The sequence below is a fragment of the Metabacillus kandeliae genome, from assembly GCF_021166585.1.
GTDB classification, from domain to species: Bacteria; Bacillota; Bacilli; order Bacillales; family Bacillaceae; genus Metabacillus_B; species Metabacillus_B kandeliae.
Map to the genome: position 1 here is coordinate 1 of NZ_JAJOZE010000005.1, position 23,052 is coordinate 23,052.

Annotated in this window: 24 protein-coding genes, 10 tRNA genes and 1 pseudogene; 25 read left to right on the top strand and 10 right to left on the bottom strand. The window is 45.0% G+C overall.

The genetic code is table 11. From position 1 onward, the window contains the following. Positions 1–66: 66 nt before the first annotated feature. From LRR81_RS12605 to LRR81_RS12675, 15 genes are all read left to right on the top strand, one after another. A tRNA-Phe gene (locus LRR81_RS12605) sits at positions 67–142 on the top strand. A gap of 6 nt (positions 143–148) precedes the next feature. Then, positions 149–221, top strand: a tRNA-Thr gene (locus LRR81_RS12610). 13 nt (positions 222–234) lie between these two features. Continuing rightward, positions 235–318 (top strand) — tRNA-Tyr (locus LRR81_RS12615). A gap of 7 nt (positions 319–325) precedes the next feature. Beyond that, a tRNA-Trp gene (locus LRR81_RS12620) sits at positions 326–399 on the top strand. 11 nt (positions 400–410) lie between these two features. Continuing rightward, positions 411–486, top strand: a tRNA-His gene (locus LRR81_RS12625). Positions 487–516: 30 nt separating this feature from the next. Continuing rightward, positions 517–591, top strand: a tRNA-Gln gene (locus tag LRR81_RS12630). A gap of 65 nt (positions 592–656) precedes the next feature. Continuing rightward, positions 657–731 (top strand) — tRNA-Gly (locus LRR81_RS12635). 7 nt (positions 732–738) lie between these two features. Then, positions 739–812, top strand: a tRNA-Cys gene (locus LRR81_RS12640). Positions 813–872: 60 nt separating this feature from the next. Then, positions 873–954 (top strand) — tRNA-Leu (locus tag LRR81_RS12645). 263 nt (positions 955–1,217) lie between these two features. Beyond that, positions 1,218–1,604 (top strand): hypothetical protein, encoded by a 387-nt coding sequence (locus tag LRR81_RS12650; RefSeq protein ID WP_231789743.1) that lies wholly within the window; start codon positions 1,218–1,220, stop codon positions 1,602–1,604. 505 nt (positions 1,605–2,109) lie between these two features. After that, complete coding sequence (locus LRR81_RS12655) at positions 2,110–2,643, top strand: DUF6241 domain-containing protein (RefSeq protein WP_231789744.1); 534 nt, start codon at positions 2,110–2,112, stop codon at positions 2,641–2,643. An 87-nt stretch (positions 2,644–2,730) separates the two neighbouring features. After that, positions 2,731–3,300, top strand: a complete 570-nt coding sequence (locus LRR81_RS12660; protein WP_231789745.1) for a TetR/AcrR family transcriptional regulator — start codon at positions 2,731–2,733, stop codon at positions 3,298–3,300. Then, positions 3,297–3,632, top strand: coding sequence for a DMT family transporter (locus tag LRR81_RS12665; protein WP_269448643.1), 336 nt, complete (start codon positions 3,297–3,299; stop codon positions 3,630–3,632). Before LRR81_RS12660 ends, LRR81_RS12665 begins: the two co-directional genes overlap by 4 nt. Beyond that, positions 3,632–3,946, top strand: a complete 315-nt coding sequence (locus LRR81_RS12670) for a DMT family transporter (protein ID WP_269448644.1) — start codon at positions 3,632–3,634, stop codon at positions 3,944–3,946. The genes LRR81_RS12665 and LRR81_RS12670 overlap by 1 nt, the downstream gene beginning before the upstream one ends. Before the next feature lie 230 nt (positions 3,947–4,176). Beyond that, the gene (locus LRR81_RS12675; RefSeq protein ID WP_231789746.1) at positions 4,177–6,774 is read left to right on the top strand and encodes a polysaccharide lyase 8 family protein; all 2,598 of its coding nucleotides are present in this window, start codon (positions 4,177–4,179) and stop codon (positions 6,772–6,774) included. A gap of 156 nt (positions 6,775–6,930) precedes the next feature. Here the strand turns inward: LRR81_RS12675 and LRR81_RS12680 are convergent, their stop codons facing one another. From LRR81_RS12680 to LRR81_RS12695, 4 genes and pseudogenes are all read right to left on the bottom strand, one after another. Further along, a complete protein-coding gene (locus tag LRR81_RS12680; RefSeq protein WP_231789747.1) occupies positions 6,931–7,554 on the bottom strand; it encodes a class I SAM-dependent methyltransferase in 624 nt (207 codons plus the stop codon). A 115-nt stretch (positions 7,555–7,669) separates the two neighbouring features. Next, positions 7,670–8,708: pseudogene (locus LRR81_RS12685) on the bottom strand (IS1595 family transposase). Positions 8,709–8,798: 90 nt separating this feature from the next. After that, a complete protein-coding gene (locus tag LRR81_RS12690) occupies positions 8,799–10,112 on the bottom strand; it encodes a short-chain fatty acid transporter (protein WP_408631607.1) in 1,314 nt (437 codons plus the stop codon). Positions 10,113–10,304: 192 nt separating this feature from the next. Beyond that, positions 10,305–10,724: an SRPBCC family protein gene (locus LRR81_RS12695; protein ID WP_231789748.1), complete on the bottom strand. Its 420-nt coding sequence runs from the start codon at positions 10,722–10,724 to the stop codon at positions 10,305–10,307. A gap of 147 nt (positions 10,725–10,871) precedes the next feature. Here LRR81_RS12695 and LRR81_RS12700 point away from each other — a divergent pair, with 147 nt between their 5' ends. Together LRR81_RS12700 and LRR81_RS12705 are read left to right on the top strand one after the other, a co-directional pair. Continuing rightward, positions 10,872–11,702 (top strand): COG4705 family protein, encoded by an 831-nt coding sequence (locus LRR81_RS12700; RefSeq protein WP_231789749.1) that lies wholly within the window; start codon positions 10,872–10,874, stop codon positions 11,700–11,702. Positions 11,703–11,821: 119 nt separating this feature from the next. Further along, positions 11,822–12,433 (top strand): TetR/AcrR family transcriptional regulator, encoded by a 612-nt coding sequence (locus LRR81_RS12705; protein WP_231789750.1) that lies wholly within the window; start codon positions 11,822–11,824, stop codon positions 12,431–12,433. 58 nt (positions 12,434–12,491) lie between these two features. Here the strand turns inward: LRR81_RS12705 and LRR81_RS12710 are convergent, their stop codons facing one another. The 3 genes from LRR81_RS12710 to LRR81_RS12720 form a co-directional block, all read right to left on the bottom strand. Then, positions 12,492–13,199, bottom strand: coding sequence for an SDR family NAD(P)-dependent oxidoreductase (locus LRR81_RS12710; protein ID WP_231789751.1), 708 nt, complete (start codon positions 13,197–13,199; stop codon positions 12,492–12,494). 228 nt (positions 13,200–13,427) lie between these two features. Continuing rightward, complete coding sequence (locus LRR81_RS12715) at positions 13,428–14,279, bottom strand: DUF1206 domain-containing protein (RefSeq protein WP_231789752.1); 852 nt, start codon at positions 14,277–14,279, stop codon at positions 13,428–13,430. Between the two features lie 92 nt (positions 14,280–14,371). Further along, positions 14,372–14,635 carry a hypothetical protein gene (locus LRR81_RS12720; protein WP_231789753.1) on the bottom strand — a complete coding sequence of 88 codons (264 nt, stop codon included), beginning with the start codon at positions 14,633–14,635 and terminating at the stop codon, positions 14,372–14,374. 70 nt (positions 14,636–14,705) lie between these two features. Between LRR81_RS12720 and LRR81_RS12725 the strand changes: the two genes are divergently transcribed. After that, positions 14,706–15,251 (top strand): hypothetical protein, encoded by a 546-nt coding sequence (locus LRR81_RS12725; RefSeq protein WP_231789754.1) that lies wholly within the window; start codon positions 14,706–14,708, stop codon positions 15,249–15,251. A gap of 25 nt (positions 15,252–15,276) precedes the next feature. Here LRR81_RS12725 and LRR81_RS12730 read toward each other — a convergent pair whose 3' ends face one another. Next, entirely contained in the window at positions 15,277–15,615 is a 339-nt protein-coding gene (locus LRR81_RS12730) for a hypothetical protein (RefSeq protein WP_231789755.1), read from the bottom strand. A gap of 138 nt (positions 15,616–15,753) precedes the next feature. Here LRR81_RS12730 and LRR81_RS12735 point away from each other — a divergent pair, with 138 nt between their 5' ends. From LRR81_RS12735 to LRR81_RS12750, 4 genes are all read left to right on the top strand, one after another. Continuing rightward, a complete protein-coding gene (locus tag LRR81_RS12735; RefSeq protein ID WP_231789756.1) occupies positions 15,754–16,512 on the top strand; it encodes a helix-turn-helix domain-containing protein in 759 nt (252 codons plus the stop codon). A gap of 35 nt (positions 16,513–16,547) precedes the next feature. After that, complete coding sequence (locus tag LRR81_RS12740) at positions 16,548–16,712, top strand: hypothetical protein (protein ID WP_231789757.1); 165 nt, start codon at positions 16,548–16,550, stop codon at positions 16,710–16,712. 248 nt (positions 16,713–16,960) lie between these two features. After that, positions 16,961–18,535 (top strand): FMN-binding glutamate synthase family protein, encoded by a 1,575-nt coding sequence (locus LRR81_RS12745; RefSeq protein WP_231789758.1) that lies wholly within the window; start codon positions 16,961–16,963, stop codon positions 18,533–18,535. 111 nt (positions 18,536–18,646) lie between these two features. Further along, positions 18,647–18,720: transfer RNA gene (locus LRR81_RS12750), tRNA-Gly, on the top strand. Between the two features lie 61 nt (positions 18,721–18,781). Here the strand turns inward: LRR81_RS12750 and LRR81_RS12755 are convergent. Then, complete coding sequence (locus LRR81_RS12755; protein WP_231789759.1) at positions 18,782–19,447, bottom strand: B3/B4 domain-containing protein; 666 nt, start codon at positions 19,445–19,447, stop codon at positions 18,782–18,784. 156 nt (positions 19,448–19,603) lie between these two features. Here LRR81_RS12755 and queG point away from each other — a divergent pair, with 156 nt between their 5' ends. The 3 genes from queG to trmL all read left to right on the top strand — a co-directional run bounded on the left by queG (position 19,604) and on the right by trmL (position 22,249). After that, the gene (gene queG / locus LRR81_RS12760; RefSeq protein ID WP_231789760.1) at positions 19,604–20,743 is read left to right on the top strand and encodes a tRNA epoxyqueuosine(34) reductase QueG; all 1,140 of its coding nucleotides are present in this window, start codon (positions 19,604–19,606) and stop codon (positions 20,741–20,743) included. Between the two features lie 87 nt (positions 20,744–20,830). Further along, a complete protein-coding gene (locus LRR81_RS12765) occupies positions 20,831–21,721 on the top strand; it encodes an amidase domain-containing protein (protein ID WP_231789761.1) in 891 nt (296 codons plus the stop codon). Between the two features lie 45 nt (positions 21,722–21,766). Continuing rightward, positions 21,767–22,249 carry a tRNA (uridine(34)/cytosine(34)/5-carboxymethylaminomethyluridine(34)-2'-O)-methyltransferase TrmL gene (trmL, locus tag LRR81_RS12770; RefSeq protein ID WP_269448645.1) on the top strand — a complete coding sequence of 161 codons (483 nt, stop codon included), beginning with the start codon at positions 21,767–21,769 and terminating at the stop codon, positions 22,247–22,249. Positions 22,250–22,366: 117 nt separating this feature from the next. Here the strand turns inward: trmL and LRR81_RS12775 are convergent, their stop codons facing one another. After that, the gene (locus tag LRR81_RS12775) at positions 22,367–22,705 is read right to left on the bottom strand and encodes a DUF3221 domain-containing protein (protein WP_231789763.1); all 339 of its coding nucleotides are present in this window, start codon (positions 22,703–22,705) and stop codon (positions 22,367–22,369) included. Positions 22,706–23,052: the final 347 nt, after the last annotated feature.

Below are 23,052 nucleotides of genomic sequence, written 5' to 3' on the forward strand. Positions count from 1 at the left end.
CTAAATATTAGCAGCAAACAGTTTTGACTAGCGGAGTCCTGGACCGAGCTAAGTTCAAAAGAGTATGGCTCGGTAGCTCAGTCGGTAGAGCAACGGACTGAAAATCCGTGTGTCGGCGGTTCGATTCCGTCCCGAGCCACCATTATTTGCCGGTGTAGCTCAATTGGTAGAGCAACTGACTTGTAATCAGTAGGTTGGGGGTTCAAGTCCTCTTGCCGGCACTGTTTTCTAGCTGGAGGGGTAGCGAAGTGGCTAAACGCGGCGGACTGTAAATCCGCTCCTTAGGGTTCGGCAGTTCGAATCTGCCCCCCTCCACCATCTATATAGGGGCATAGTTTAACGGTAGAACAGAGGTCTCCAAAACCTCCGGTGTGGGTTCGATTCCTACTGCCCCTGCCAATTAAATTGTGGCGGTTGTGGTGAAGTGGTTAACACGCCAGATTGTGGCTCTGGTATTCGTGGGTTCGATTCCCATCAATCGCCCCATTATTTTTTTATGAAATGATGGAACTATATTGGGCTATAGCCAAGCGGTAAGGCAACGGACTTTGACTCCGTCATGCGCTGGTTCGAATCCAGCTAGCCCAGCCATTTCTTTTTTAAAAGCCAGCAACAATCACATGATTGCTGCATAGGCTACTATATATGGTGCAAGTGCGGAAGTAGTTCAGTGGTAGAACATCACCTTGCCAAGGTGGGGGTCGCGGGTTCGAATCCCGTCTTCCGCTCCAGAGTGCTGGCGGCATAGCCAAGAGGAAAGGCAGAGGACTGCAACTCCTTTACCCCCGGTTCGAATCCGGGTGCCGCCTCCAATTTCTAAATAGAGATTGGATAACATCTAAAAGCTCTCAGCACTAAAAACTGCCTGATATGCCGGTGTGGCGGAATTGGCAGACGCGCACGACTCAAAATCGTGTTCCTTCGGGAGTGCCGGTTCGACCCCGGCCACCGGTATCTGAAGATTTTAAAAGGACTTTGACCTTATGTCAAAGTCCTTTTTATTTTCTAATACTACATAATAGATCCTATTCGGATTCAGTTATAGTCCCCCTTTTTTTCTGCCTCAAAATCGTTATCTTCAGAATGCCTTAGTCACAACAATCACCAGTACTTTTGAAATAATTCTTGAGTTATAAAAGGAAATGAGAGCAAGTAAATTTAACTAATTAAATAAATTGAAATTTAAATCCATAAATCAAGTGTGGGGGGTGCTGCAGTTGATAAGGAAAAAAGATCAAACTTTGCTGTTCAGAATTAGCTGGATGTTCCTGCTATTAATAGGAGCAGCTATTTTGGGATTTGGTGTTTTAACCGGAGTATTTCCGATGAGTACAGATTCAAATGAATTAGGAATGATTCAGGCGATAGGGGCTTCTACTGCTGGCATGGGGCTCTTTGGTATATTAATCACAGTTATGTCTTATAGAAAGAAAGAAAAATGGGCTTGGTTTGTGCTTTGGTACTACCCAATATTTTGGGTTTTTCATCTATTAGGAAAACTGCCGCCAGGTAATGATCATGTACATCAGATTGTTTTTATTGTCATGTCTCTTCTGGGTTTAATCCTTCCTTTAAGGCACTTCTTTCCAAGGGAAACCCAGTAACGTGATTCAGTACCAAATCATTGTTCCATTGCTGGAGGAATATTAGTATAACAAACTGAGCAGCACAGATGAAAAAAATACCCAAATGACTCAACCTCTTTTAAGAGATCAGCCACCCGGGTCTTAAAATTAGCCTTATTTCCTCTTCCGATCCAAAATCAGCTTAAATGCTATCGCAAAAACAATTCCAATCCCAATTCCAAACGACATACTGTGCATTGTCAATCCAATTGGAACACCAACTAGTATACCTAATATACTCGCAATCGTTGTTGAGTACTTATTTTCTTTTTTAGGGGCCATTCTGTTTTACCGCCTCTCTAGGTGTGCTTTTCACTATTATATCATTTCAATCAATAAGGGCAGAAATAGACTAGTGAATTAATAAAGGCGGTACCTGTTAGCTTATATTTTGAAAAAACTGTAATTAAGAAACATAATAACCACCACCTTGGATGATTATGGTAAAATGTAACTACTACAGTATCCAGGCCGGAGGGAAGCTATGAAAACGATATGGATCATTGCAGGTGCCGTCGTATTGTGTGCAGGTTTGTATTTCGGGGTTACTCATTTCATGACTTCCAAAAATGAAAAGGCGGGAGCTCAAGCAGACAAGGCAACTGCAGAGAATGCTTCTTCCACGCCGAGTGTTCTCGGGCTGAATGCTTCTTCCAGTGAAGAGGATGTGATTGATGTGATGCATAAGATGTCGCATCAAAAGATTAAAGCGGACCAAAAGTGGGGAGCTGCAGTACTGAGCCAGAAGAATGCGGCAGAGGTTTATGCATTGATTAACAACAGCCATTTTAAAGACAAGTCTGATCTTCTTGAGATCGCTGAGAGATGGAAAAATAGAGATTTTAACTCTGCCGTAAGCGATCATAATTACTTTTGGAAAAAGCTGAAGGGCACGATCGGCAAAGCCTACGGCAAGCTGAGTGCTGAGGAAGAGCATACATATTGTGTGAAGGAATACGGAGAAGAGACAGCAGCTGCAATGGTTGCGTCGAATGATTTAGCTCCGGTAAAACAGTAAAGCCGCTTCCAGCAAGCGGTTTTTTATTTGCTCTTCCGTCATTTTCTTGCTATAATAACTTACGAACGGTCGTAAGGGAGTGAAAGTATGACAGCAGAGGAACTGAAGCAAAAAGCGCTCGCTATCTTTTCAGAGCATGGCTATGAGGGAGCATCCCTTTCCTTAATTGCTGAGGAAGCCGGCATTAAAAAGCAGTCCATTTATTCTCATTTTAAAAGCAAGGACGAGCTGTTTTTACAAACGGCGGAAGATGTGTTTTCAATGGAACTGGAGCAGGCGCAGGAGCAGCTTGCAGGAACCGGGTCTGGGCTTCAGGAGAGGCTTTTTTCTTTTTTAACGGATTATATGGAGCGGTATGAGAGCAGTCCTGAGACGAGGTTTTGGCTCCGGATGTCGTTTTTTCCGCCCCCGCATTTATATGATGCTGTGATGGTACAGGTGTACAGGCATTTGGATACGCTGGAAGCTCTGCTGACAGACCTTTTCAGGGAGTCTTCCGTTAAGGCAGATCCGGGTGAGGCAGCGGTGGCGTTTCTTGGTGTGCTGGACAGTTTGTTTGTAGAGATGCTTTACAGTGAAAGAGAGAGGCAGCTGAAAAGGCTGCATGCCTCCTGCCGCATCTTTTGGAAAGGCATAAATCAGGAGGGAACAAATTGAATAAGTATTGGGTATATGTAGTGATTTCCGCTATGTTTGAGGTTGGCTGGGTTACAGGCTTGAAGCATGCAGACAATTGGCTGGAATGGACAGGAACCGTGATTTGCATTGTGATCAGCTTTGCGGGGATGATTGCAGCGAGTTCAAATCTTCCTGTCGGCACAGTATACGCGGTTTTCGTAGGGCTTGGGACAGCAGGAACGGTTCTCGCGGATATTTTGTTTTTCCATGAATCGGCAGATCCTCTTAAGCTTGTGCTGATTGCGCTTCTTCTTGCCGGAGTCATTGGCTTGAAAGCTGTCACGAAAGACTCGGAAGGGGAGAAAGCATAATGGCATGGGGAGCTGTCGTACTGGCAGGGCTGTTTGAAATGCTTGGCGTTGTCCTGCTGAATAAAGTGTCCAGAAACAGAACAATTGGAAATATTCTTTTGCTTGCCTGTTCCTTTACGGTAAGCTTTACACTGCTGTCCGTCGGCATGCAGACGCTTCCGATGGGGACAGCTTACGCGATTTGGACAGGTATCGGTACAGCCGGCGGATCGATTCTAGGCATGATGCTTTATGGCGAGTCCAGGGAGTGGAAAAGGATTTTCTGCATCGCATTGATTTTGGCATCTGTCATTGGCTTGAAGATTCTGGCCTAAATATAGGTCATAGCACGCACACATAAAAAGGACTTCAGGACCGTACCTGAAGTCCTTGAATTTTTTGAGAAGGTCTATCTTCCTTATTATTTTGTAAGCGATTGCAACATGTGTAAAAGACTGGTAAATTACCTGTAAGCGTTCCCCTCCTTTGGAACCTCACACTTCCTATGATTGCGCGACTTTTCACCTGAGAATCCGCATGAAATACAAAAAAGGATGTGTCATAATTGAATCAGTATCCGAAAAAGCTGATTGCCTCATCTCTTGCGATTACTGCTCTTCTTTCCTTTCCCTTGCACCCGGCTAACGTAAAAGCCTCAGAGCCAACTAACTCATACGATACAACACAAAAGGCAGTGACTGAATTGGACCAGCTGAAAGCGAATTTCACACAATATCTGGCAGGAAATGATCAGCTAAATAATAATCCATTGCTGCAGAGCAAAATAAGCGCTGTCCAAAAAACAGCCGCTACCCGGCTTGCTGCTCTTCTTCCATTGGAAAGCAGGGAAGGTTCCCTTTTTAAAAACCTTCCGCTTGGCAGTGATGAAAGTAACTTGAGCAACTCTTATCTTTATCTCTATCAAATTGCCCTAGCCGCTAAAACGAGTGTGAAGCCGGGAAGCACGCCGAATTTTTACGGCAATCAGGAAGCTGTTCATCAAGTGATTGACAGCCTGGACTGGCTTTACAACCACTACTTTAAAGATCAGGAAAAAGGGTATTACGGCAACTGGTATGCGTGGGAGATCGGCATGCCGATGAACATTACGAAAACACTGCTGCTGCTGGAGGATGAGATAAAAAGCTATAAGCCAGATCTAATAAATGCCTATATTGATTCAATGGACAAGTATTTGCGGAACGGAAAAAACGGTGACATTGATCTTGCCTCGCGTTTTCACAGAGGATCGAATTTGGCTGATATTGCGACAGACCGGATTCTTCAGGGAGCAATTACGGGGGATGAGGCAAGGGTTTCAAAAGCGGTCGACAACCTCTTGACAGTGTTTCAGACCGTTGATCCCAATCATCTTGTTAATGACAACACGGATGGTTTTTACCGTGACGGCTCCTTTGTTCAGCATAAATCAGTTGCCTACACAGGATCCTACGGAAAAGTCCTCCTGAACCGGATTATCCAAACGATGGTGATCCTGAACGGCACGAGTTTTGATCCGAAAGAACTTCTCACATCCACTGTGAAAGAGTGGGTGACAAAAGGGTTTGCTCCTGTTATTTTTGAGGGCTATATGATGGAAATCGTGAAAGGCCGGGCTGTTTCAAGAACCGGGACAGGCTATCAGGATGTCTACAGCATTGTGGAATCACTGGTAGACTTGAGCCGCAATTTAGGCAGCAGTGATGCCCTGAAAATGAAATCCTATATTAAATATCTCGTTTCCGGGATGAAGTCGAGCTTTTCAACAGGCAATTTCAGCTCGCTCAGTGCTATTGCAGATCTTGATCAGATTTTGAAGGATCCTCTCATTCCTGCTGAAAACCTGGCAGTAGGAGATCAGTATGCCTTTAATATGATGGATAAAAATGTGCAGCTGAGGGATTCCTACAGCTTCGCTTTTTCCAGGAGCTCTGACAGAATCAGCAAGTATGAATACATGAGCGGGGAAAATTTGCTGCCATGGTTTCAAAGTGATGGAGCTTATTATTTGTATTTGGCCGGCAGGGATCAGACAAAGCAGTATGGGGCGAATTATTTCGCAACCGTTAATCCTCTTAAGATCCCAGGCACAACTGTCCCTGTAGAAATGAGAAAAAGCGTTCCGGAGCTATACGGCAAGCCATACTATGAAAATACAACGCCTCCATGGGATTTTTACTCGTCTTCTGAATCGGAAAATAAATACGTGTACTTCCCGGTTGCAACAAACACCTATTCCGGAGGGGCAAAGCTTGGAAAGTACGGGGCAGCAGGGATTCAGCTTGGCGATGAGATCAGCTATCCTGACAAACTCAATGGGCTGCTCCCGGATGATTTTGTTACGTACAAAAACGCGGAAGGCAACAAATCAGCTTTTATGTTCGACAAGGAGATTGTGCTGATGGGGTCAGGCATCAGCGACAAGCTTGGAAGAGAAGTGAGAACAACGCTTGAAAACCGGATGTTTGGTTCCGACGAGAAAAGCACGGTTACCGGCGGGACCTATGATCAGCAGTCCCTTGCAGATCCTTCAGATGGCAGTTATCTGCTCAAATGGATGAATTTCAAAACAGATGCGGCAGGAACACAGGTAGGGTATTACTTTCCGGAGAAAGCACCGATAGCTGTAGCAAAAACAGCTGTATCACAATCTCTGCAAAAAATAAGAACCTCCAATCCAAACACAACTGTGTCACGAAATTACTTTTCATTAAGCGCTGACCATGGCACCAATCCTAAAAATGCGAAGTATGCGGTTGTGCTGCTTCCGAATCTCTCAGAAGAACAAACGAAGGAATATGCGAAAAAGCCTGAGATTAAGATACTAGCCAATACAAAAAATGTTCAGGCTGTGGAAAATAAAGCTCTCGGCCTAAAAGGAATGAATTTCTTTTCAGCAAAGAAAACAGAAGCAGGCGGCGTCACCTCCTATAACCAGGCATCTGTTCTTGTAAAAGAAGAGCAGGGAACCGTCACCGTGGCCGTATCAGATCCAACGCTGCGGCTGGATAAGATGCTGCTTGAAATAGAGCTGCCTTCACCGCAGGTTCTTTCACATAGCAGGGAAGCGAAAACTTACGTAATGGGCAGCAAGGTAATCATGTTTATCAACTCTGAAAGCCATGACGGGAAAAGCTATGAGATCAAATTGAAGAGCCAATAAAAAACATCCCGGCAGTCTCAGCTGCCGGGATGTTTTTTTACCTATAGGCTCTGTTAAACGTTAATGTTGATAAACTCTAAAAACAAAAGGACCCCAGAGGTCCTTTTGTTCGTTTTCTAAGAAATGCTACTTGTTTGTTGAAAAGGGATTATATACTTAGGAATGTTTATGACCCAAAACTGCAATTGTATGGAATTGTCTAGATTTTGGACCTTTTAATATTGCAACATCGAGAAATCCATTTTCCTTAGCAATAGGAATTAATCGTTCTTCAATCATACTTTTTATCCCTTCCCATATCTCATCATCTTTGCCATCACAAAGGGTGATTACGAAATAACCTCCAGGTCTTAATACCCTGTAAATTTCTGGTAAAGTCGCAGATAAATCGTCCCAAAAATAAATTGTTTGTATGCTAAACACTCTGTCAAAGTTTCCATCTTGGAACGGTAATCTATTAACATTTGCTTGAACCAATTTTGCCTTTTTAGCATTTAATGCGTTTTTATTTCTAATCGTAGCCGACCGAATGATGGTAGGTGAAAGGTCCACTCCTACTACTTGTTCTACTAAAGTTTGGTCTAGGATAAGTTTCATTGCATAACCAGCACCACATCCTAATTCTAATACATGCTCGCCCTGCACAATGTTTAATAGCTCAATAGTCCATAAAGTTTCAGGTTTATGTTGCCGTACCATCTTTTCACCAATATACGTACCTAATAGACCTTGCGGCTTTCCATACTGTTTATCAATTAATTCCTTAATCAGCTTAATCATATCCATAACCCTCCCTCTTCAGTTTAAAAGTTATGTTTGTATTAAATGTTTCCTAAAGTTTTGTTTAAACCATTATTGCAAATCCTGCTTCGTTCCTGAACAAGAAAAAATCTTATTATAACTGAAAAGTGGTTAATCTGAGCTTATCATAAGTGACATTTGTTGATAAAAAGCAACTATCAACAATCATTTTGCTTACCGTAGTATTATCATTGCGGTGTTTGATAATATCTAAGAATTGAAACCAACTCAAATAAGGCGAGGTATTTAGTTGCAACGCCATTGAAACGGTCCATCCAGCCTTTAAGACGACTGTGGTAGTTATTTACGTTTTGAATATGACAGAGACCTCTTACTCGTTCTTTTCCATCAGATTTGAAACGATAATGTTCTAATCCTTTTTCAGTTGCATAGGTCTTAAACGCTCTCCACGCATCTGTACTAAGGACATTAGAAGTTGATAATTTGGAAGCAATGGCTTTCTCTAAACGAGACTTAACAATACGACCTTGACCGATGACCTTTGAGTAGGTGGATTTCTGACGGTCTCTTGCAATAAGAACACAGACCTGTTCATTGCTGATGCCTCGATATTTGGAGGTACCACCTCGTTTATGGGATTTACGACCAGTTATTTTTCGTTTCCCTTTTTCTGAGTAAAGGAAATATGTTTCATCCATTTCCACGATACTTGAAAATTGTTCAAAATCCATTTGTTTTAAAGCTGATAATAATTTATGTCTCCAATAAAAGAGCGTTATGAAGTGGACTTCAATCATCTCTGATGACTTGCGTAAAGAATACCCCTCAATCATACACTGGATAAAATCCAACCATTTATGAGGAAGGTGAGTTCGGTGTAGTGGAGTAGTAGTTACATCTATAAAAGACTTTCGGCAATCCTTACAGCGATAACGTTGACGCTCCATTGTTTTCATTCCAACTTTAACTGAATATTTACCAAAGCGAACAACACTTTTCGAATGGCAATGAATGCAAGTCTACCCATCTTTATGTTTTTGTTCGGATACTTCTTTAAACACAGGTTCACTTGCAGCATAAGGCGCAAGGGATTTCGTGAAAAACTCTTTTAAACGATATTGTTCGGCTGTGCTAAGTTTTTAAATTTCTTTAATAATCTCCTTCAACGCCATTCAATACCCCTCACTCTCATCTTTTTTCTTTATTTCAGAACAATTGTTCGTTTTATTCAATTATCAACAGAGATGATTAACAGAGCCTACCTATAAAAGCAGCATTCCTAAACTAACCACAATACCGCTTGCGAATAAAACGAATACGCAAAACCCCATAATGTCTTTCGCCTTTAGGCCTGCAATGGCGAGAGCAGGGAGCGCCCAGAATGGCTGAATCAAGTTGGTCCAGGCATCCCCCCATGCCACAGCCATTGCTGTTTTGGGGATAGAGACGCCGAGTGTTTTGGCTGCATCAAGCATAACAGGCGCCTGCACGGCCCATTGGCCGCCGCCGGACGGAACAAAAATGTTCAGGATGCCGGCACTCCAGAAGGCAAACATCGGAAAAGTATGAGGATTGGAAATAGCAACAAAGGCTTCAGAGATGACTTTTCCAAGACCTGATGTGACCATGATTCCCATAATGCCAGCGTAAAAAGGAAACTGTATGATAATACCTGCAGCTCCTTTGACCGCTTCCGCAACTGCAATGAGAAAGTTTTTAGGTGTGCCGTGAAAAAGAATGCCTAAAAACAAGAAGAGGAAGTTTACGATATCAAGGTTCAGCAAAAACCCTTTTGAGGCAAAGTAGCCGATTAAGAAAATGATGCCCATTATCCCGATTAAAATGGAGAGTACCCGGCTGTTTTCAAGGCGTGTTGCAGGTGTTACGGCTTCTTTTTCAATGGCTGCTGCTTCAGCGGTGTGTTCCTCCAAAAGGGAAGGATCAACGATAACGGCGTCCTCCTTTGCAGGCATCATAAACCTGTTCACTAGAGGAAGCACAATAAAGAGTGCCAGAACGATGATCAGATTAAAGGGAGCGAAAATCGTTTCGCTTGTAGGGATCACACCGATTAAGTTTTCGGTGAAATGCCCTTTTGTGGCGATAGTTAAAGGAATGGAGCCTGAAATGCCGGCATGCCAGATAATAAATCCGCTGTAGGCACTGGCAATCAGCAGGCGGTAATCCACTTTTTCCACCTTCTTGGCAAGCTCCTTTGCATACAGCGCCCCAATGACAAGCCCGAATCCCCAGTTGATCCAGCTTGCGATCATGGAAATGACGGTCACATAAAGAATGGCCTGGCCAGGTGTCTTGGCGGCACTCGCCATCAGGCTCAAGCCCTTTTTAAAAAGGGGACTGTTTGCCAGCACATGGCCTGTTACAAGAACAAGCACCATTTGCATCGTAAAGCTGAGAAGACTCCAAAATCCATCACCCCAGAACTGCACAAGCTGGAGCGGCGAGCTTGGGGTAAAGATTAATCCAGCGATAAAAACAACAAATGTCAGCAAAATCACAAAGATAAAGGGATCAGGCAAATAACGCTGCATCAGCCGGTTGGACCATAGTGTCATCGTTTTCAAAAGAGCATCCCTCCCATATGTATTAATCAGTGAATTCGCTTTCATTGGGTGATAATCCTTGTTAAATGGGAAGAAACTTGACGAAAGATAGGGAAAGGGGGAGATTCCTCTATTCTTTTTGAAAGCCATAACGGAAGAAGCTATGAAGTCTAATTTAAGAGCGAATAAAAAATCCCGGCAGACTTATTGCCGGGATTTTTTCTCTTGCATTTTTTGATCCAGCTGCTCGAGAACAAAGCCCCAGGCCATTTCGTGCTGATTTTTCGACTCCTCATCAGAAAACCCCTTGTGAGACAGTGTGACGTGTGTTCCGCTGCCTGCCGGTTCGAGCTTGACTGTCAAAATCGTTTCTGCACCCTTGGTTCCCTTTGTCATCCATGTCAGTTCCGCAAGCTTGTCCTTTTGTAGCTTCAGGAACCTGCCGTAATGCGGATGGCGCTGGTCTTCGAAATGTGTTTCAAAGTAGAAGGGCTCGTTGATCACCGCTTTCATGCGTACTGTGCCAGGAGCGGCGAACCAGCTGTCAAAGTTCTCTGTCCATGCTTGGTAAAGGGTGCTTGCATCTGTTTCCATCTGCCGTTCAATGTTTAGTGAATACTTCATGATTTTTCCTCCTGGCGGGTTTGTCTTTTTTTCTATCATAACGAAAAACAGTCTTTAGACAAAATTTAGGCCATTCACAGCAAATTTTCATAATCGCTCCGTATAATGGGATCTTGAAAACAAAATATCCATTTAGGAGTGCTTTTTATGTATAGAGATCTAACAAAGCAAGGCCTGTCATCCAGCCTGCTTTCCAAAGTGCCGGAAGTGACGCTTCTTTTCTGGATTGTGAAGCTTCTGACAACGGGGATGGGAGAAGTGTTTTCCGATTACCTTGTAAAGCACATTGATCCCATTATTGCTGTAGCGGCAGCGGGCGTCTGCCTGGCTGCTGTGTTTATTCTTCAATTTTCTAAAGATCGCTATGTTCCTTGGATTTACTGGCTCGTTGTTGTGATGGTCAGTATTTTTGGAACGATGGCTGCCGATATTGTCCACGTTGTTCTTGGTATATCCTATGTAATTTCGGCAATATTTTTTGCGCTCGTGCTCGCAGGTCTTCTGTATACCTGGCACCGCTCAGAAAAGACATTGTCCATCCACAGCATTTACACGAAGAAACGGGAATTCTATTACTGGGCTGTTGTCCTTGCAACCTTTGCCCTTGGGACGGCAGCAGGCGATCTTACCGCGAACGCCTTTAATTTAGGGTATTTCTGGTCGGGAGTCCTGTTTGCCGTGCTGCTTGCCATATCGGCTGCTGGATATAAGGCCAAGCTGTTCGGCGAAATCGGCGCCTTCTGGTTTGCTTATATTATGACGCGCCCTGTCGGCGCCTCCTTTTCTGACTGGGTATCTTCTCCACATGATAAAGGAGGACTTGGTGCAGGGGAGGGGCCGGTGAGTATCGTGATGACGATTGTGATCGCGGTGCTGGTTGGTTATCTCACCATGACTTCCCAGGATATGAGGAGAGAGACTGTTTCGGTTTGGGGAGAAAAGGAAGAAGATATTACTCGGCAAAAAAGCAATGGTTAAATGGCCATTGCTTTTTTGCAGCCGTTCTGCCTGAGTCAGATTTTTCCTTCGTGAACTATGGTAAAATCATAAGAGATAAATTCGTGAACGCGAAAACTACTTTTATGGGTGGGAAAGGCATGATGAACAAAAAAACGGAAAACCCAGGTGAAGTGACAGAACCTATCGGCCGCTCAATACGTGCCGATGCTAAACGGAACATACAGGCTTTGCTGGAAGCAGCCATGAAAGTTTTTGCAGAATCTGGAGTGGACGCTCCTGTACGGGAGATTGCCGAGGCAGCCGGTGTAGGTGTAGGGACGGTTTATCGCCATTACCCGCAGCGGTCCGATTTGATCCAGGCAGTCTTTCGCCAGGAGGTCGATGCTTGTGCAGAAGCAGCAGAGGAGCTGGCTGAAAGGTATGAGCCTGCTGAAGCCCTGTCACAATGGATGCAGCGTTTCGTAGATTTTATTGCAGCGAAGCGGGGGCTAGCCGCTGCGCTTCATTCAGGAGACCCAGCTTACAGCGCTTTGCCGGCTTATTTTGAAGAGCGGCTGAACCCGGCGCTGAAAACCCTGCTTGAAACAGCAGAAGCTGCCGGCGAGGTGCGCGCTGACGCCGAGCCTGATGAACTGCTGAGGGCAGCAGCGAGCCTATGTACGACTGTGAAAAAAGGCGATGCGGTGCATGCGAAGAAGATGGCTGCGCTGATTGTGGATGGGATGAGGTATCGGGCTTCACAAAATTAAAAAGCAGCTGCAGACTAGTGCGTAAAAGGCAGTCTGCAGCTGCTTTTTTGTTCATCCCTCAATCCATAAACTGCTCCTCAGGCTCCTCAACTGCTGCAGCCAGAATTTTTTCAGCAACGTATTCAGGAGTATCCGCGTTTGGTGCGCCTTTTCGCTCTTGCCCGCTGCTCGGCTGGCCCAGCGCGTTCTTGCCAAAGTCTGTAGCAGTTGAACGGGGATAGACGGTAATCACCCGAATATTATCAGCTGCCAGCTCACCCCGGGCTGTATCAGTCAGCATATTCAGTGCAGACTTTGTTGCGGCATAAGCTCCCAAGCCTGGAATGTTCATTTTAGAAACGACAGAACTGATGTTGATGATCAGACCGCCGCCTTGCTCGCGCATGATCGGTATGGCGGCTTGCATTGCGGCTAATGGACCGAATACATTGAGGTCGACGATTTTTCGGAAATTATCAGGATCCATGTCAGCGATTGTGCCAACTGCAGCCTGCCCTACGTTGTTAATGACTGCATCGAGGCGGCCAAAATGGCGCACAGTTTCCTCAATAGCTTTTTGTACCTGTTTTGCATCGCTTACGTCAGCGGGCAGAGCAACTGCTTCATTTCCCTGCTGCTGCAGCTCCTTTGCAAGCTCCTGGAGTTTATCAGCAGAACGGGCAACAAGCGCCAATTTAGCTCCTTCTGCAGCAAAACGCCGAACAGCAGCTAAACCAATTCCAGCAGAAGCCCCAGTGATAAGGACAACCTTGTTTCGAATTTTCATAGTGATCTTCCTTCCCCTAAGTGAGATTTCTAGTTCCATATATAAACGGAACTACATTCCGATTATATATGGAACTTTGTTCCGGTTGCAACATTTAATTTTCATAGTTTAGAATAAGAGTTAAATAGTGGAGAAAATAGCAGAAGGACATTCATAAAAATTGCAGAAGAACATATAAAAAGCTCAGAGAAAAAATCTCTGAGCCTTTTAATATGAGGAGGGATCTGGTTATTTCCCACCATACCCCATAAACATATATCTTCCTCTAAAAATTCCATAAACTCCAAATAAGATCAGACCAAGCGATACGGCTCCGAGCAGCCATTGGCCATAAGGCTGATTGGACAATTGTGAGAGTGCGCCGTCAAGGCCTTTTGTTTTTCCCGGATCAGCAGTGACCGCGGTCTGGGTAATAAAGAATCCAACCATGGCAAGAACAATGCCGCGGGCAATGAGGCCGATTTTTCCGGATCTTCTTGCAGTTTTGACTTCGCCAGGCTTCATGTCGCTGATGTTAAATTCGCTCATGAATTTTTCCTTCCAGCCTGAGTAAATTTCATATAAGCCGTAGCCGAATGTGATGACGCCGACAATCCCGATGATCCACTGGCCGAATGGCTGTGACAGCATCTGAGCGCTCATGGACTGCTCATTTGAGCCGCCTGAGCCGCTTGAACTGACAGCAGTTTTAATGGCTGTAAACGCAAGGCTTCCATAAATGATTCCGCTGATGGCATAGCCGATTCTTGTTGCAATGCCCTTAGCATCGCTTCCTTTGTTCTCGGGGTCTTTAATAGCTTTTACAAAAGACCAGATCACATAGCCAATCAGCCCGAGGCCGATGAGCCATAATAGAACGCTTCCGAGCGGAAGGTTTTTCAGCGATTGCAGCGCGCCTTTTGAATCCGTTTTTTCTCCGCCTGCGCCAATGGCTGTCATGAAGGCAAGGATTCCGATCAATCCGTACACAACCCCCTGCGCCATGTATCCGGCGCGTCCCATTCTGCGGATCCACGGCTTTGTTTCCTGCTTGGCGCGCTCGTTGTGCATGCCGCCTGTACCTGTTCGGGTAACTTCCATTTTTCTTGCTCCCTCCGCTAACTTTGTTACTAATTGATTCCCGGTGCAGGGGAAGGAGAAACATGGGAAATAAAGCAACTACACTGAAGAGGCTAGGTCCATATCATAATGAGATAAGCAAATGGAATGATGAATAGGGAGACAGTCTCCGCTATTTTAACAGGATGACTGCTATAAGGGCTTTTTGAAGCGGTAATCCTGTCAGAAATTTTCAGCGCGGGGTAGATGCCGGCTATAAGAATGACAGATTTCTCTGCAAAAGACAGTCCCAGCCGGATGGCTGTCAGAACAAACGAAATAAATAAACAGCCTAAAAACAGGTGAAGAACAATGGACAGAGCAACATCTTTTTTCATAGTCATTTCTCTTTCCAATATCTTGCCGATTTTATAAAATGGAGCTAGCAAGTAAAAACAGGAGGTTAGTATGGACAAAGCCATTCATGATTCTTTTGAAGTTTTTAATTCTACTGACAAGACGGCAATTTATGAAGCTTATGAACATATTTTGAAGGCAACTGAGGAGAAAGCAGACTGGGCTTATGAAGTGTGGGACAGATTAAAGGCAGAGCTGACAAACGCTGATGCACATCGCCGTTCAAGAGCAGCACAGTTTCTTTCTGGCCTGGCGATCAGTGATCCTGAAAAAAGAATCCTGAATGATTTCCCTTTGATTTGGAAGGTTACCTTTGATGAAAAATTCGTGACAGCACGGCATAGCCTTCAGTCTATCTGGAAGATTGCTCTTGCTGGCGCTGAGCAAAAGAAATTGGTGTTAGAATATTTGGCGGACCGTTTTCATAGTTGCACAAAGGAAAAGCACCCTGCCATGATCCGTTCCGATATAATGGAAAGCCTCAGAAAACTGTATGAAGCCAGGACGGATGAGGGGATTCGGGAACTTGCCATGGAATTGATAGAAAGCGAAACAGATGATAAGCAGAAAAAGAAATTGATAAAGGTTTGGAAATAACCGATTCTCCCTAAACCGAAAACCCCTAGTTTACTTTCAAAACTTGAAAAGCTTCCGGATTGCTGTCTCCTTTCCAAATATAAACCTTGTTTCCAACCTGGAATTCTTTCGTCCGGTCATACTCTATCCATATTTTCTTCATGCTGGATTTTTGAGAGGGCTCGGCTGCCTGTGATTCCTGGTATCCTTCTTTGACAGGGGTGACCGATAGGTACAGTCTGTCTTTTTCAATTTTCAGCACATAGCCTTCCAAGTTGTGCCCGCCTTTTATTTCATGACTCCTGCTTTCGGTTTCGCTTTTTGGGCTGCATCCGCTCAGGAATACTGCGAATATAAAAATGAGCATCCTCCATTTAAAAACCATCTTTTTCCACCCCTTTCTAATAATAGTCATCTTTAGATAAAAAAAGTTTCAAAAGCATGCTCCTTTTTCACCTCTATTTCTTTATGTAACTAGTAGAAGATCTATTTTCAAAAACAGAGATCTTCCACGGAGGAGAAAATGGAGCAGCTGCGGGACTATCAGTCGTTTGAGAGTGTGAAAGCAATAGATGCGTTTATCAATGAAGCAATGGAAATGCTGGATTTAAGCTTACTTGAGAGAAGCTTAGTCAGGCTTTTGGCAGGGCATTCGTGCAAGGTTCCGGGTGTCAGTTATTTGAAGGTTGCCTCTGCCGCAGAGCTTCTTGGTGTGAGCAGTAAAACGATTCAAAGGGCATATAAAAAGCTGAGCGAGCTGGGTCTTGTTAAAAGAATCCGCACGATTCGCCCTGTGAGAGGCGGGTACGGGACTTCTTTAACCATTCTATGTCCTATCGCTTTGTCCTATCGAGGAGAGGCTGAGAATGCTTGTCAGGACAAGGCTGAAGCTGCATTTAGCAAAAACGAAGCATTCCCTTTAAAAACATATCAAAAAGATTTAAAAGAATTACGACAAGAGGCCAAAATAGATCATAGTTTTCTTGAAGAATGGGTTCCTGCTTCCTTTATCGAAGCTGTGAAACCTTTTTTCTCAGCTGAAGAGACAGGATCACTTTGGAAAAAAGCTGAAGCAGCAGCGAAAAAGCACGCTCCTCATGCGTTAAATATTGAGGTGCCTGCCGTCAGAGCCTTTAAGGCTGCTGTGTATGCCTATAAAATGAAAAAAATTCATACGGGTTTTGGCGCTTATTACTGGGGGACGCTCGCTGGTATTCTATCCGTCGAGCAGCGCCGCCTGCATAAAGAAAAATTCTTGGAAAAGTATCCAATTTTGATTTAATGGAAATAAGACTCATAAACTAAGGGGAATGCATCATGAAAAAATACTTAAAATACTCTCTTGTTTTTCTTGCGCTCGCAGGATCGCTTGGCTTTTTTGCCGGGGAAGTGCTGCTTCGCGTCAAGGTGCCGGATTCTCATCTTGAAAAGCAGGAACAGGCAGAAAAATACCATCAAGAGCAGCAGGCTGACAAAAGATAGGAGCCGCCCAGCATGTTTTCACTTTTCAGCAGCAAGTGCGCTATTTGCCATAAAAAGAAAAAGCCGCTCAGAAAGTATGTGGACGACAAGGGGAAAACGATTAAGGTTTGCCTGCCCTGTTCGGAGTATGCGGAGAGAAGGGCTTATCGGAAGGTTCGTTAAGTACCATAGCTGGAAATTGATAGAAGGTTCATTCCCTTCCGAAGTGGGTAAGCAAACAATAGAGACTTTCGGAAGGGGGAAATAGGATGAGTATTGCAGACTGGGCGGCCCTGGTGCTGCTTTGTTTACTAATCATTCCTATTGTAGGAATTTTATTTCTAACTGGATGGTTTTTATTCCGGCATGAGCGGCAGCAGGAGCATGCGATTCTCCGCAACTACCCGGTGCTTGGAAAAATGCGCTACATAATTGAGAAGATGGGGCCAGAGCTCCGGCAGTATCTCTACAATAATGACAATGAGGGAAAGCCTTTTTCGCGGCGGGATTACTTAAATGTGGTGCTGGCCGGAAAATACAACAGCCGTTCCATGGGGTTTGGATCAGAGCGGAATTTCGAGGAAGGCGGTTACTTCATTAATAATGCGATGTTTCCGAAGCAGCGTGCCGAGCTGAAAATCCGGCAGGAGCCGCAAATTGATACGAGACTTTATCATATCGATAAAGAGAAGCTTTTTAACCGGAGGGAGCATGGGGAAACTGCCGTCATCAAGCCGTTCTATTTAGCTGAGGAGCATGAGGTTGTGATTGGCGAAAGCACGGCAAGGCAGCCGTTTCGGGTCAAAGGGCTTGTCGGGCAGTCGGCCATGAGCTACGGGGCGCTTGGAGACCATGCGATCACAGCGCTGTCAAAGGGACTTGGCATGGCTGGCGGCACGTGGATGAACACAGGGGAAGGCGGTTTGTCCTCCTTTCACCTGGAAGGAAGCCCTGATATCATCTGCCAGATCGGTCCCGGGCTTTTCGGGGTGCGCGACAAGGACGGGAATTTTTCACATGAAGAGTTTAAGAAAAAAAGCGATATTCCCGAGATTAAGGCATTTGAGCTGAAGCTTGCACAGGGAGCAAAGGTACGCGGCGGCCATTTGGAAGGGCAGAAGGTCAATGAGGAAATTGCCAAGATCCGGAATGTGGAGCCGTGGAAAACCGTCGACAGCCCGAACCGGTTCGAGCATCTGCCTGACGCAGACAGCCTGCTGAATTTTGTGGATGAGCTAAGGGACCTTGGCGGAAAGCCTGTCGGCATCAAAATTGTTGTTGGGAACAGAGGCGATCTGGAGCATCTTTTTGCGAGAATGAAGGAGCGGAACGTTCATCCGGATTTTATTACGGTCTACGGCGGAGAAGGTGGAACAGGGGCATCCTTTCAGGAACTCGCGGATTCAACCGGCCTTCCGATTCACCAGGCGCTGCCGATTGTGCATGAAACCTTGATAAAATACGGCATCCGTGACAGGGTGAAAATTTTCGCCTCCGGAAAGCTTTTAACACCGGACAAGATTGCGGTAGCGCTCGCGCTCGGAGCCGATCTTGTGAATATCGCAAGAGGCATGATGTTCAGTGTCGGCTGCATCATGGCGCAGGTGTGCCACACAAATAACTGCCCAGTCGGAGTGGCGACAACCGATCCGAAGCTGCAGAAAGCCTTAAGCATTGAAGAGAAAAAATACCGCGTGTGCAATTACGTTGTTTCCCTGCGGGAGGGGCTTTTCAATCTGGCAGCAGCGGCAGGACTGGAATCACCTGTGCAGTTTGAGGCAAAGCATATTTCCCTGCTGAATGAAGCAGGCAAGCTTAAAGAGCTGGAGCCTGCAAAAAGCTGAAAAAAGGAGTGCTGAGGACGCACTCCTTTTTCATATAATAGAGTAACTTGGAATAAAATTATCGTTGCATAGCATTTTGAAATCTGCTAAAATAGATCTTATCAATCATTTGCGGGTGTAGTTTAATGGTAAAACCTCAGCCTTCCAAGCTGATGTCGTGGGTTCGATTCCCATCACCCGCTCCATACATATGGCATCAACGCAGTGTTTCGTTTTTCACTAAACGAAGCATTGCGTTTTTTCATGTTACCGTATGACTTCGATTTCTGAAGTTCCTCCGTGAACCTGAATGAACATGTCAGATAGTGATTGAAGCATTTCTTTCGCTTCGTCCTCTTCCATAGATGGCCTTAAGTACACAAGCTGCAGGGCATTTTTTGTTTGTTCGCCGGCAGCAGACCGCTTGCTATCAACAAATGGGCTGCCGAATGCACCACTGCTGTCAGCTGAGTGAAGCTTGCCGCTTAAGCTGACGTCGCGGCCGTTCAAAGCAGCATAGCTGGCGTTTTCATCACCGATTGTGATGGAGATTGGGCCAGTGAGCTTGTCTGCATCATAAATGCCGATCGGCACCTGATGCTTCAGGGAAAAGAAGTTGTTCACATCTACAGCTGAATTGACTGGCTCTAAAAACTGCTGTTTCTTAATGCGGCGGTATAAAGCCTCGCTCGATGGACGATACCTGTTAGGGTCAGGACCCGTTTTCTTAAACACGTCGCGCCATTCGGCAATTCCGGAAAGGGAGCCGACCTCTTTATCTTCCAGGTCGAAGTACAGCGACTCCTGATACAGACGGAAGCGCCCTTTCAGCATTTGAGGGGCTTCGCCAATTTCGATATGATGGTAGAAGAGAGCACCGATTTTAAAATCGGGAATACGGCTCTTGATTTTAGAATCTATATGAATGTCCATTTCGCAACACCCTCCAAGTGAGAATAAGCAATATTTTAACATATACAGAGCTCTGGGGCTCAATTTGAGAACGAAAGGCAGCGATTAGGTCCTTTGAAAGGCGTTTATGAGCGGCCTTGAAGCTGCCCACATCCAAAACAGAAAGGAGGTCACCTAATGAATTACTCTACTTTAAAACAAGACATTATCGCCTACAGCAGGCAAATCGGCATTGATAAAATCGGCTTTGCCGGGGCGGATGTGTTTGAAACGCTGAAGCAGCGGCTGCTTGTCAGCCAAGCGCTCGGTTATCAGTCAGGCTTTGAAGAGCCGGATATTGAAAAACGGACAGATCCGGCTCTGCTTGTTCCGAAGGCGCGCTCAATTATATCGATTGCGCTTGCCTATCCGTCAAAGCTTGAGAACCCGCCGAAGAGCACGAAAGACGAGCGGCGCGGGATTTTTTGCCGGGCTTCATGGGGCCGGGATTATCATGATGTACTTCGTGACAGGCTCCGTAAGCTTGAAGCTTTTATTGAAGAAAAGCTGCCTGAAGCCAAAGTAAAATCGATGGTGGATACAGGAGAGCTTTCTGACAGAGCCGTTGCGGAGCGCGCCGGAATCGGCTGGAGCGGGAAAAACTGCGCGATTATTACAAAGGAATTCGGCTCTTACGTTTACCTCGGTGAGATCGTGACAAACATTCCGTTTGAACCGGACGAGGCGGCGGAAAATCACTGCGGAACGTGCAATAAGTGTGTGGACGCCTGTCCGACAGGGGCGCTTGTGCAGGGCGGGCAGCTGAATTCGCAGCGCTGCATCGCCTATTTGACGCAGACGAAGGACTTCTTGCCGGATGAATTCCGGACCAAGCTCGGCAACAGGCTGTACGGCTGTGACACGTGCCAGACGGTTTGTCCTGAAAATAAAGGAAAGAACTTCCTGCTGCACGAGGAAATGAAGCCTGATCCGGAGGTTGCGAAGCCAAAACTCAAGCCGCTGCTCACGATTTCAAACAGAGATTTCAAAGAAACGTTCGGACCTGTCTCAGGCTCCTGGCGCGGCAAAAAGCCGATTCAGCGAAATGCCATTATTGCGCTCGCACATTTTAAAGATCAGACAGCACTTCCTGCCCTGTATGATTTATTAAAAGACGATCCAAGACCGGTCATTCGCGGAACTGCTGCGTGGGCCGTCGGAAAAATCGGCGATGATGACTCAAGGAGCCGCTTAGAGGCAGCACTGGCGAAAGAAACTGACAGCCAGGTAAAAGAAGAAATCCATAAGGGATTAGCGCTTTTGCAAAAGGAATACTAAACAAACCTGTCTGCCTCATATGGTGTAGGAGAGGCATTTTTCCCGAAAAAGGGAAGAGCCCGACTACACAGATGGCAGGTGGACGCGGTGAAAGAGCAGCTTCAAAAGCTTACGAACCATAGACTGCAATATTTAATTAACCGCAAAAAAGCGGACAGGGGCATTTCGCCAGGCGATCTTGAGGTGCTTGAACGAAAGCTTGAACTGATGGACCAAAGAAAAGTGTATGCCATAAAAGGCAAGGTGCTCGTTAATGTAACAGAGCTTGAAGCAGATGAAGATGAGCGTCTTCAGGCGATTTACTATGACGGCCATACAAAGCTTTTTTTCAAGGATAAAGATGACTTTTACCTCGAAGAAATCGTGGAAAAGCGAAAGGCGCTCGTTGCCGGTGATGAGCTGGTCGAGGATATGGCGCTGCCAACACCTGAAGAGGAGGAATTTCTCTCCTTTGAAACCGACAACGAGGAACGCTTTCATTTTGAATACGACCGGATGGCGGCTGTGCAGTACGCTGAGCGCTACTGGAACACGTCCAATCCGAGATACAAAAGCTTTACGGACAATTGCACCAATTTTATCTCCCAGTGTCTGTTCGCCGGCAATTCCCCGATGCACGGATTTCCGGGACGCGGAAAAGGCTGGTGGATGAAAAGCAGCAACTGGAGCTACAGCTGGACAGTGGCGCATTCCCTGACGACGTATCTGGCCAATTCAAAAAAAGGAATCAGGGGCCACCAGGTTTCCTCGCCTGATAAGCTCTCAGCAGGAGATATTATCTGCTACGACTTTCAGGGAGACGGCCGGTTTGACCACACAACAATTGTTGTGGCGAAGGACTCAGACGACATGCCGCTTGTGAATGCCAACACGTACAACAGCCGCATGAGGTACTGGTCTTACGAAGATTCCACCGCTTACACCGAGAACATCAAGTACAAATTTTATCGGCTCAAGGACAGTACGCACGCCGATTAACAGTGATATAATAAGGATGCAAAGAAATCAGATGAGGTGACACTTTTGGGACTACATGTTGTACTTTACCAGCCAGAGATTCCGGCTAATACGGGAAACATTGCCCGCACATGCGCCGCAACAGACACAACCCTTCACTTGATCCGCCCGCTCGGATTTTCAACAGACGATAAAATGCTGCGCCGTGCAGGCCTTGACTACTGGGAATACGTCAATATTTTCTACTATGACTCTTTAGAAGAGCTTTTTGAAAAATACCCTGCAGGAGAGTTTTTCCTGATCACGAAGTTCGGCAAAAAGCCGCACACAAGCTTTGACTACAGCAGCCTTGAAAAAGACTACTTCTTCGTTTTCGGCAGAGAAACAACAGGCCTGCCGAAGCCGCTTATTGAAGAGAACATGGAAAAGTGCCTGCGTCTGCCTATGACGGAAAATGTGCGGTCGCTGAACCTTTCCAATACAGCAGCGATTTTGGTGTATGAGGCGCTGAGGCAGCAGAATTACCGGGATTTACTGAAGGAGATTTAGGAAGGTCTCATCCGTTAAGGATGGGGCTTTTTTGTATTGTACGAAACAACGAGCCAGGAAAATTTCAAAAGTATGGATCAGGACGGATTGCATAAGCACTGAAAAACCATAAAAATTCTAATTTAATATTTGTATCTTTTCTGCCTTAGCTTTTATAGGGTTTGAAGTTCTTACATTCCCAGTAGGTAACCAAACCTTTACCTTTTGGCCCTTTTTCAAATCTTTCGAATCATAGTTAAGCAAATAACGCTCATACATCGTATCTTCGTTACCATTTGGCAATGTGTCTATTTTTTTGAATTCATCTAGAGTAATCCCCTTTATTACTTCTACTTTTCCATCATGGCTATTTAATATATATCCTTCAAAAGTTGAACCAGGAGATTTGCAAGAAGTTAGCATCAGGAAAATGGAAGAATAAACTAATAATCTTAAATAAAATTTAATTTCCAACACCTCTTTTTTAACCTTTTTCTATCATATATTATATGTAAATTGGATATTTTTGTTATAATTATAATGGTTAATTAAGTAAAAAAGACATTAATTACTGCATCAAATAAACATAAAATTAGTAAGTGGAGAGGTTAAATAATTATGAGGAAAAGGAACATTATTTTAATTGCTTGTATCGTCTTTTTAACACTTATTATTTTGCCTCCAATCTTAGCTCCAATCGTGCACAATGATCATTCTCCAAAAAGTGCTATAAGAAACTATTTACAAAATAATGGGCATCCTTATCAAAGCTTCTTCGCTGTGATAAGTGACAAGGATAGTAAGGATACACAAAACGGGATGCT

What these genes read in the sequence shown, in the direction of transcription:
- LRR81_RS12655 (WP_231789744.1), top strand. Translation starts at nt 2,110, where the DNA reads ATGAAAACGATATGGATCATTGCAGGTGCCGTCGTATTGTGTGCAGGT.
- LRR81_RS12660 (WP_231789745.1), top strand. Translation starts at nt 2,731, where the DNA reads ATGACAGCAGAGGAACTGAAGCAAAAAGCGCTCGCTATCTTTTCAGAG.
- LRR81_RS12670 (WP_269448644.1), top strand. Translation starts at nt 3,632, where the DNA reads ATGGCATGGGGAGCTGTCGTACTGGCAGGGCTGTTTGAAATGCTTGGC.
- LRR81_RS12680 (WP_231789747.1), bottom strand. Translation starts at nt 7,554, where the DNA reads ATGATTAAGCTGATTAAGGAATTAATTGATAAACAGTATGGAAAGCCG.
- LRR81_RS12690 (WP_408631607.1), bottom strand. Translation starts at nt 10,112, where the DNA reads ATGACACTATGGTCCAACCGGCTGATGCAGCGTTATTTGCCTGATCCC.
- LRR81_RS12695 (WP_231789748.1), bottom strand. Translation starts at nt 10,724, where the DNA reads ATGAAGTATTCACTAAACATTGAACGGCAGATGGAAACAGATGCAAGC.
- LRR81_RS12700 (WP_231789749.1), top strand. Translation starts at nt 10,872, where the DNA reads ATGTATAGAGATCTAACAAAGCAAGGCCTGTCATCCAGCCTGCTTTCC.
- LRR81_RS12705 (WP_231789750.1), top strand. Translation starts at nt 11,822, where the DNA reads ATGATGAACAAAAAAACGGAAAACCCAGGTGAAGTGACAGAACCTATC.
- LRR81_RS12710 (WP_231789751.1), bottom strand. Translation starts at nt 13,199, where the DNA reads ATGAAAATTCGAAACAAGGTTGTCCTTATCACTGGGGCTTCTGCTGGA.
- LRR81_RS12715 (WP_231789752.1), bottom strand. Translation starts at nt 14,279, where the DNA reads ATGGAAGTTACCCGAACAGGTACAGGCGGCATGCACAACGAGCGCGCC.
- LRR81_RS12720 (WP_231789753.1), bottom strand. Translation starts at nt 14,635, where the DNA reads ATGAAAAAAGATGTTGCTCTGTCCATTGTTCTTCACCTGTTTTTAGGC.
- LRR81_RS12725 (WP_231789754.1), top strand. Translation starts at nt 14,706, where the DNA reads ATGGACAAAGCCATTCATGATTCTTTTGAAGTTTTTAATTCTACTGAC.
- LRR81_RS12730 (WP_231789755.1), bottom strand. Translation starts at nt 15,615, where the DNA reads ATGGTTTTTAAATGGAGGATGCTCATTTTTATATTCGCAGTATTCCTG.
- LRR81_RS12735 (WP_231789756.1), top strand. Translation starts at nt 15,754, where the DNA reads ATGGAGCAGCTGCGGGACTATCAGTCGTTTGAGAGTGTGAAAGCAATA.
- LRR81_RS12740 (WP_231789757.1), top strand. Translation starts at nt 16,548, where the DNA reads ATGAAAAAATACTTAAAATACTCTCTTGTTTTTCTTGCGCTCGCAGGA.
- LRR81_RS12745 (WP_231789758.1), top strand. Translation starts at nt 16,961, where the DNA reads ATGAGTATTGCAGACTGGGCGGCCCTGGTGCTGCTTTGTTTACTAATC.
- LRR81_RS12755 (WP_231789759.1), bottom strand. Translation starts at nt 19,447, where the DNA reads ATGGACATTCATATAGATTCTAAAATCAAGAGCCGTATTCCCGATTTT.
- queG (WP_231789760.1), top strand. Translation starts at nt 19,604, where the DNA reads ATGAATTACTCTACTTTAAAACAAGACATTATCGCCTACAGCAGGCAA.